This window comes from Burkholderia sp. MSMB1498 (assembly GCF_001526245.1).
Taxonomy (GTDB): domain Bacteria; phylum Pseudomonadota; class Gammaproteobacteria; order Burkholderiales; family Burkholderiaceae; genus Burkholderia; species Burkholderia savannae.
The window spans coordinates 1-6,134 of sequence record NZ_LOYJ01000086.1; the positions used below are offsets into that span (position 1 = coordinate 1).

At 62.0% G+C, this 6,134-nt stretch carries 8 protein-coding genes; all 8 read right to left on the reverse strand.

Translation table 11 applies throughout. The features are described 5' to 3' along the window. Positions 1–142 precede the first annotated feature (142 nt). Positions 143–1,168 (reverse strand): ATP-binding protein, encoded by a 1,026-nt coding sequence (locus WS91_RS19140; protein ID WP_059670784.1) that lies wholly within the window; start codon positions 1,166–1,168, stop codon positions 143–145. A gap of 118 nt (positions 1,169–1,286) precedes the next feature. After that, positions 1,287–1,538 (reverse strand): DUF3717 domain-containing protein, encoded by a 252-nt coding sequence (locus WS91_RS19145; RefSeq protein WP_059670785.1) that lies wholly within the window; start codon positions 1,536–1,538, stop codon positions 1,287–1,289. A 255-nt stretch (positions 1,539–1,793) separates the two neighbouring features. Next, positions 1,794–2,258 carry a hypothetical protein gene (locus tag WS91_RS19150; protein ID WP_059670786.1) on the reverse strand — a complete coding sequence of 155 codons (465 nt, stop codon included), beginning with the start codon at positions 2,256–2,258 and terminating at the stop codon, positions 1,794–1,796. Positions 2,259–2,272: 14 nt separating this feature from the next. Beyond that, the gene (locus WS91_RS19155; protein WP_059670787.1) at positions 2,273–3,793 is read right to left on the reverse strand and encodes a hypothetical protein; all 1,521 of its coding nucleotides are present in this window, start codon (positions 3,791–3,793) and stop codon (positions 2,273–2,275) included. Between the two features lie 78 nt (positions 3,794–3,871). Next, complete coding sequence (locus WS91_RS33715) at positions 3,872–4,369, reverse strand: hypothetical protein (protein WP_231752042.1); 498 nt, start codon at positions 4,367–4,369, stop codon at positions 3,872–3,874. A 131-nt stretch (positions 4,370–4,500) separates the two neighbouring features. Then, the gene (locus WS91_RS19160) at positions 4,501–4,968 is read right to left on the reverse strand and encodes a hypothetical protein (RefSeq protein ID WP_059670788.1); all 468 of its coding nucleotides are present in this window, start codon (positions 4,966–4,968) and stop codon (positions 4,501–4,503) included. A gap of 8 nt (positions 4,969–4,976) precedes the next feature. Further along, positions 4,977–5,369, reverse strand: a complete 393-nt coding sequence (locus WS91_RS19165) for a hypothetical protein (RefSeq protein WP_059670789.1) — start codon at positions 5,367–5,369, stop codon at positions 4,977–4,979. Between the two features lie 85 nt (positions 5,370–5,454). Next, the gene (locus WS91_RS19170; RefSeq protein ID WP_059670790.1) at positions 5,455–5,916 is read right to left on the reverse strand and encodes a hypothetical protein; all 462 of its coding nucleotides are present in this window, start codon (positions 5,914–5,916) and stop codon (positions 5,455–5,457) included. Positions 5,917–6,134 lie beyond the last annotated feature (218 nt).

Below are 6,134 nucleotides of genomic sequence, written 5' to 3' on the forward strand. Positions count from 1 at the left end.
GGCCTACGGGTACCGTGACGAGGAGTACTTCTTCCTCAAGATCCGCGCCGCGTTCCCCGGAATTCCGCGATGAACCAAAAAAAAGCCACGGACCTGAATCGGCCGCGGCTACAGGGAAAGACGCTACAGGGTTTGAAGGCGGTCACTCGCCGCGGATGATTTTTCCGATCTCTCCGCCTTGCGCACGAATGAAAGCGTGGTGGTCTTGCAGTTCCGGTTGCCGCGCCATCGCATCCCGTACCAGCAACGCCGTGAACTCGCGCTGCCCGGCGTCGACCAGGCGCTCCGCATATCGCAGCACCCGTTCGAAGTTGCCATCGCTTGCCTGATGTGCGAGCGCAGCGGTGACTGCGTACAGGATGCTCGGCTCGTCGGGGATTTCGCCCCGGTTGGGGTCCAACAGGATGGCGTCGACCGAGGGCAGAGCCCGATAGATGGAAAGAAAGCTGATCAGCTCGGCGCCAGCGCCTTCACCGACCGTCGCATTGATCGCGTCAGGCAGCAAATCAGCCGGAACAGCCGACATCGTCTTTGCGAGAAATCCCCATTTCCGGGGGCTTGCCGACGCAACTATGTCGCGGCCGCTGCGCGCCTCCCAGAGCAGGTCCGGTCTGAAGCGTAGGAACGCGATCAGCTCTGGAGGAACGTTCTGATGAACCGCCCAGGTCGTCCAGTCGTTCACGTTGGGTTCGAGCTCGACGACCGCGGCGAAGCGCGAGATCAGAGGATCGAGTATTCCGGTGACGCCGGCGTTGTCGCTTCGGCGATTCGTAGCCGCGACAAACGTGACGCAGTCCGGCAGTTGGTGCTCACCGATGCGACGCGCGAGCAGCAGCTGCATCTTGGCCGCCTGCACGGCCGGCGAGGCCTGCCCGAGGTCGTCGAAGAACCAGACCAGTGGACGCGTTGCCGACAGCGCGCGCTCGAGGTCGCCGAAAGGTAAAAATCGAGCATGCTTGCCGTCCGAAGACGGGAGCGGCAATCCCTTCGAGTCGGTCGGGTCTTCGACAACCGGGTGGCTGATGAGCAGGTCGTGCTCGGCCGCCGCGGTGGCGTCTTCGACGATGTCGGATTTGCCGATACCCGGCCGGCCGGTGATCAGCACGGGAAGGCGCTTCGGGATATAGATGGCAAGCAGCTCGGTGAGGCGTGCGGGAGAGAGTTTCATGGGGGGCTAGAAATAAAAGAGCCCCACGTGATCGCGCCCGGCAGGGACGTGACCCTGCGGGGCGATTGAAGATGCCGCGATGCGGCGAGTCGGCGCGTCCTAGGACGCCTGTTGATGCTTACGCACGTGCGCCGAGCAGCGCCGCGGCCTGCTTTGCCGTCAGCGACGATCGCGGGACGCTGGTTAAGCGGTTCACGATCATGACGCCGTAGACGTCCGCGAGAACCCGCGCCTCGGCGCAGAGAACAAGCAGCTCGTCGGGCCCGATCGGCGCCGGCGAGCGATTGCGCCACACGTTAATGGCCACCTCGATTTCTTTGATCGAAATTGCATCAGGCGGCAAGGACGTTGAAGTGTCAGGCTGATTCACGGGTGACCTCGAAAGTGTCGCCCCGTGAACAACGCCCTGCGGGACGTGATCCCAGGGGCTGGAAAAAGCCGCAATGCGGCGGATTCGATGCGTCAGTGACGCGGTGAGTAAAGCCAGTGTAGGAGCCACCACCCTGCGGGCCGGCCGGAAAGATCGAGAATTTCACGCGGCTTTGAAGCAACAATGTAGCGAATGAACGAAAAAAAACCGGCGCACAAGGCGCCGGTTGTTCGAAATCGGCTGTTTGCGCAGCCTTCATATCCCAAGCAGATCGCCTTGGACATTCAACTTCGGGAGGATCTTCGCACGGAGCTCTGCTTCCCTCTCACGCATCCTGCGCGTTCGCTCTTCGCCAACCCCGTTGTGCTTCTCGACGACGTAGATGAAGTACAACGGCTTCGCTGGCCCCGGCCACGCTCGCCACTCTGCCATGATCCGGGCGCGCATCTCGGGATCGCACGCAAAGTAGGACGCACGACCGGAGCGCCATTGACTTGAATCGATGTCGCGCATTCGCTGCTCGCTCTTCCGGGCCCAGTCGCGGCGCAACGCCTTCTCCACGTCGACGTCCGTTTTGGACGCCGGCGCGAACTGATCTGCGAACAGCGGGTAATCACGCTCGAGCTTCTTCGCAACACGCTTGTGCCGGTTGAGGAAGGCCACTTCCTTACGAGGCGTCCAGATGTAGTCCTCGTAACGCACAGATCGGTCGAAGCGCATATTCTGGCCCTCAATCAAGCTGCAAGCAGCGTGAGCCGCGACCGGGCATAGTCCAGCGTGCCGTCCTTCGCACGAATCAGCCGGCCCTCGGTCGAACCCCGCTTGGTCAACGCGTAGCGCGTCGTGGCACCAAGACGATACCTGCAGATCTCCGAGTAGCCATCGGCGATCGCGCGGTCCACATGCTCGACGCCAGTAATGACTGCGTTATCGTGCGTCCGATACCGAGCGCGGCCGGCCTGCTCTTTCGCGTCGTTTGCAGCCTGTTCGGCGCGTCGCTGCGCGCGGGCGGCGTCCTGCTTTGCCTCCCACTCGGCTTGCGCTGCCTCGTCGTACCCGCAGAACGCGAAGATCGCGCGCCGGCGGCGAGCCGAATTCAACCCACGCAACGACAGCCCAAACTGCTCGCGCAATACCTGCTTGCTCTGGTCGTTCCAGCCAGCCGGATGATCTAGGACTTTTAGCAGCTCGCTTACATCGCGCGCTTCAACTGCGGTCGCGAATTGATTCGGCAACTCGAACGTTGTCCGCCCTCGATCCAACTTCGTCATCGCGACCTGGAGACTGTATCGGCGCTGCGAAATCCGCCCTTGCTGCCGGTCAGCATCGAGCCGAGCCAGCGATCTCTTCAGACCGGTATCCCCGATCAGGTCACGCAACCGCTCGGCAACGGGAGACCAAGCGGTACCGACCTCCACCGGACGTTGGTATTGCTCCGGAAGATCCAGCTTGCCCACGAGGCCAGCGGCGAACAGGCGGTCGTCGACTTCGACGTAGGTGATGTCAGCCGGCGCCGATCGCAACGCCGCGACCATGCTCACGCCGAGCTCGACGTCGATCACCCTCTTCTCCTGACGAAAGATCGCCACCGCGAACTGCATGACGTCGTACGGGAGCGAGTTGCGAAGGACCGGGACGTCCAGGAGAACGGGGAACCACTGCAGGTCGTACTGGAAACGATTAGCGTCGCCACGGTAATCCGCCAGCACCATGTCAGGAATCGGCTGATTCAGAAACAACGCATAGGCAACGTGGACTTCGTGCCGACCGTTCACGCCGCCCGAAAGCGATAGTCGCGGCCCTTGCGACGTGTAGCCGAACAGGCTACACGCGACCTGGTCGCAAACATCGGGCAGGTGAAAACGCCGACCAGCGGCTCGCGCGGTTTCCACCTCCGCCTCGAGCTGCTCGCAGGACAGCAACCACGCCGGCCTTTTCGCCAGCTCGAACACAAACTGGAAGATCTCCCAGCGCTTGCGAGTGATCTGCCAGGGCTGCAATTGCTGCCCATCCCTGCTGAACCAGCGGTCGCGGATTTCCTCGAAAAGCGTAGTGAAGATCGCCTCGGCCGTACCAGGCCGTCGGACGGTGACGACCCCGTTGTAGCGGAGGATCGGCATTTCGGCGCCGCCGCGGGTCAACGAGATTTCCGCCGTTTCGTACGCGGACAGCGACGCATCGTGGAAGAACACGTGGAACACGTGCGCGAGGGTGTCGACGTGGATTGCGGCGTTGGGAGTATGGATCGTGTACATCCGTGGTTGTCCTTGCAGAAGAGGCAACCACCCCATCCGAGCAGTTGCCCCGGATCGGGAAAAATAGTAGGTGACGCGTCAGGCGATATCGAGCAGGTTTGACACTACAGCAGCGACGGCCCAGCCGTGAGAACGGGACAGCATCTCGATGCAGATGAGAGGTTGGGTTCGCCAGTGGTCGGCAGCGCCCCCGTCGTGAAGCCAGACATCGTCGACGACGAGCGCAATCCACCATCCTTCCGACCTACCGCGCTCGTTAGACACGGAACTGCGCCGGCGGTGCTCATCAGATACCGGCCAACCAGACCACCGTTTCGGACCATAGACGGCCTCGTTCATGTTTTTGAAGTGATTGGCAACAATCACCCATTCCGGCTCAAGTTCGGTAGCACGAAGCGACTGCTCGACGTATCGAGCCACCACTTCGACTGTCTTACCTGCGAGCTCGAACGCATCCTGCGGTCGCGATACCGACCGCTCCTGTACTCCAGGCATGGCCCCCAAAAAAGAAAAAGGGCCGCACCGTAAGGTGCAGCCCTTGATTGGTTCGCGGCCGCCCCGCTGGGCGGCCGACAAGTCGAATTAATGTGCGTGACGGTGTGCGTGGCGACGCTCACGGTCCGCCTTGCGGCCTCGCTCACACATGTACATCCCATATGCGCAGATCGCCGCACCCATCACCAGTACGAGAATTCCGAAACCCATGGTCAATCTCCATTCATGGAATCCATTCCTGCAAGGAACAATATCACAAACAACACCAGCAACGTGGTCAGATTGAATACTGCGGTCCCCGTCCAGACATCGGTCGAGTGCCAGTAGCCAGCAGCACCGGCACCCGAAGCCGCCGACAGCGTGTGAAGGTAGCGACCAAACTGCTGTCGTTTATCCTTCGTCCACTCGTGGCCGATGTGCCTCGCAACAAAACTCGCCGGCATCGGCGATCCGCTTTCGTCGCTCGCCACAAACGTACCGTCATCACACTGGTCCAGCTGTATGTCCTCGCCATCGATCAACGCGCGCGCCGACGGCGGAGCTTCCGTTCCGCTCAGGCCTCGCATGATGTCGATGACCCGTGACGAAGGGTGCACCGACCGGAGCTCGCACAGATAAGTTGCGCGGTCGGATATCGAGAGCCCGGAGGCATATTCGACAACGAGATCCACGATCTCCATGTTGCCCCCTACCGCCGGTCGCTATCGAGACCATCCACGAGCCGCAGATCGCCAAGCAGTGCCTGGTAGCCCTCGTCCGTGTCGAGCTGCGCGAGCGATACGACATTGTCGCCGCCGCCCGACAGGTCGCGGTAACCTCGCCGCGTGCGGAACGCCACCGCGACACGCTGACGCGACGACGAATCCGAAACTTCGAGCAGCATTCGGCTGGTGCGCAGCGTGACGCGGCAGCCACGGCCGGCCTTCGCCGGCTCGGCCACCACCTCGTGCTCGCCCGCGCGCAACCGCAGATCGCGCGCAACACGATACAACATCCGCGTCGCGTGGTGGGTCAGCGCAGCATCGGACGCGACGCCACCCGCGCGCCGATCCGCGTACAGAACTTTCGGTACCTTGAACATCTTGCCCTCGGAATAAAAAAGCGAGGCCCCGGACGGGAACCTCGCTATGCAGGAAGAAGCCGGCAGTAGCCGGCGAATGAACGACTCAGCGCGTGATGCGCATACCGGAAGAACTGCTAACGAGCATCACGCGATCGCCGGGGGCGAAGCGCTGCTCGTCAGACTGAACGACCACCAGCGTGCGGCCGGACAACGTGCGCACAACGACCTCGAAGCCGGCGTGACGCGCGAGTGACTCCGACAGGCGCTGCGACACATAGGCTGCACCGGCGCCGGCAAGGGCGCCGGCGATGTACCGGCCGTTGCCACCGCCGATCGCGCGGGAACCGAGAAACGCACTGACGCCGGCGCTCAGCAACGAAGCGAGACCCGATCGGTCAGACTCGCTGCTGATCGTGACGCCGCGCACGCTAACGACCGTGGCCGCCTCGATTTCTCCGGATCGCTGAACGTCGTAGCGTTGGTAGACATCGGGGGAACCGAAGTCGTATGACGCACAAGCGGTCAACGAAGCGAGGAGCAGAGCAGAGATGAGAAGCTTGAACATGACGATTGCCTCAAAAAAGAGGGCAATCGCCCGTCAGGGAGATTGCCCTGACAGGGAAGCCGAACGTTGTCGGTGAAAGAAATGCGCACGGGCAAAGCCGGTGCGACTGGGTCGATGCGCAGACGCGCGAGAAACTGGATCGGTAATCCTCCCGTCCAGTAGGTGGGATCAGAAGTAGAATTTCCAGCAAAGGGAGTTCTACGCAATGAAGAAGTCGA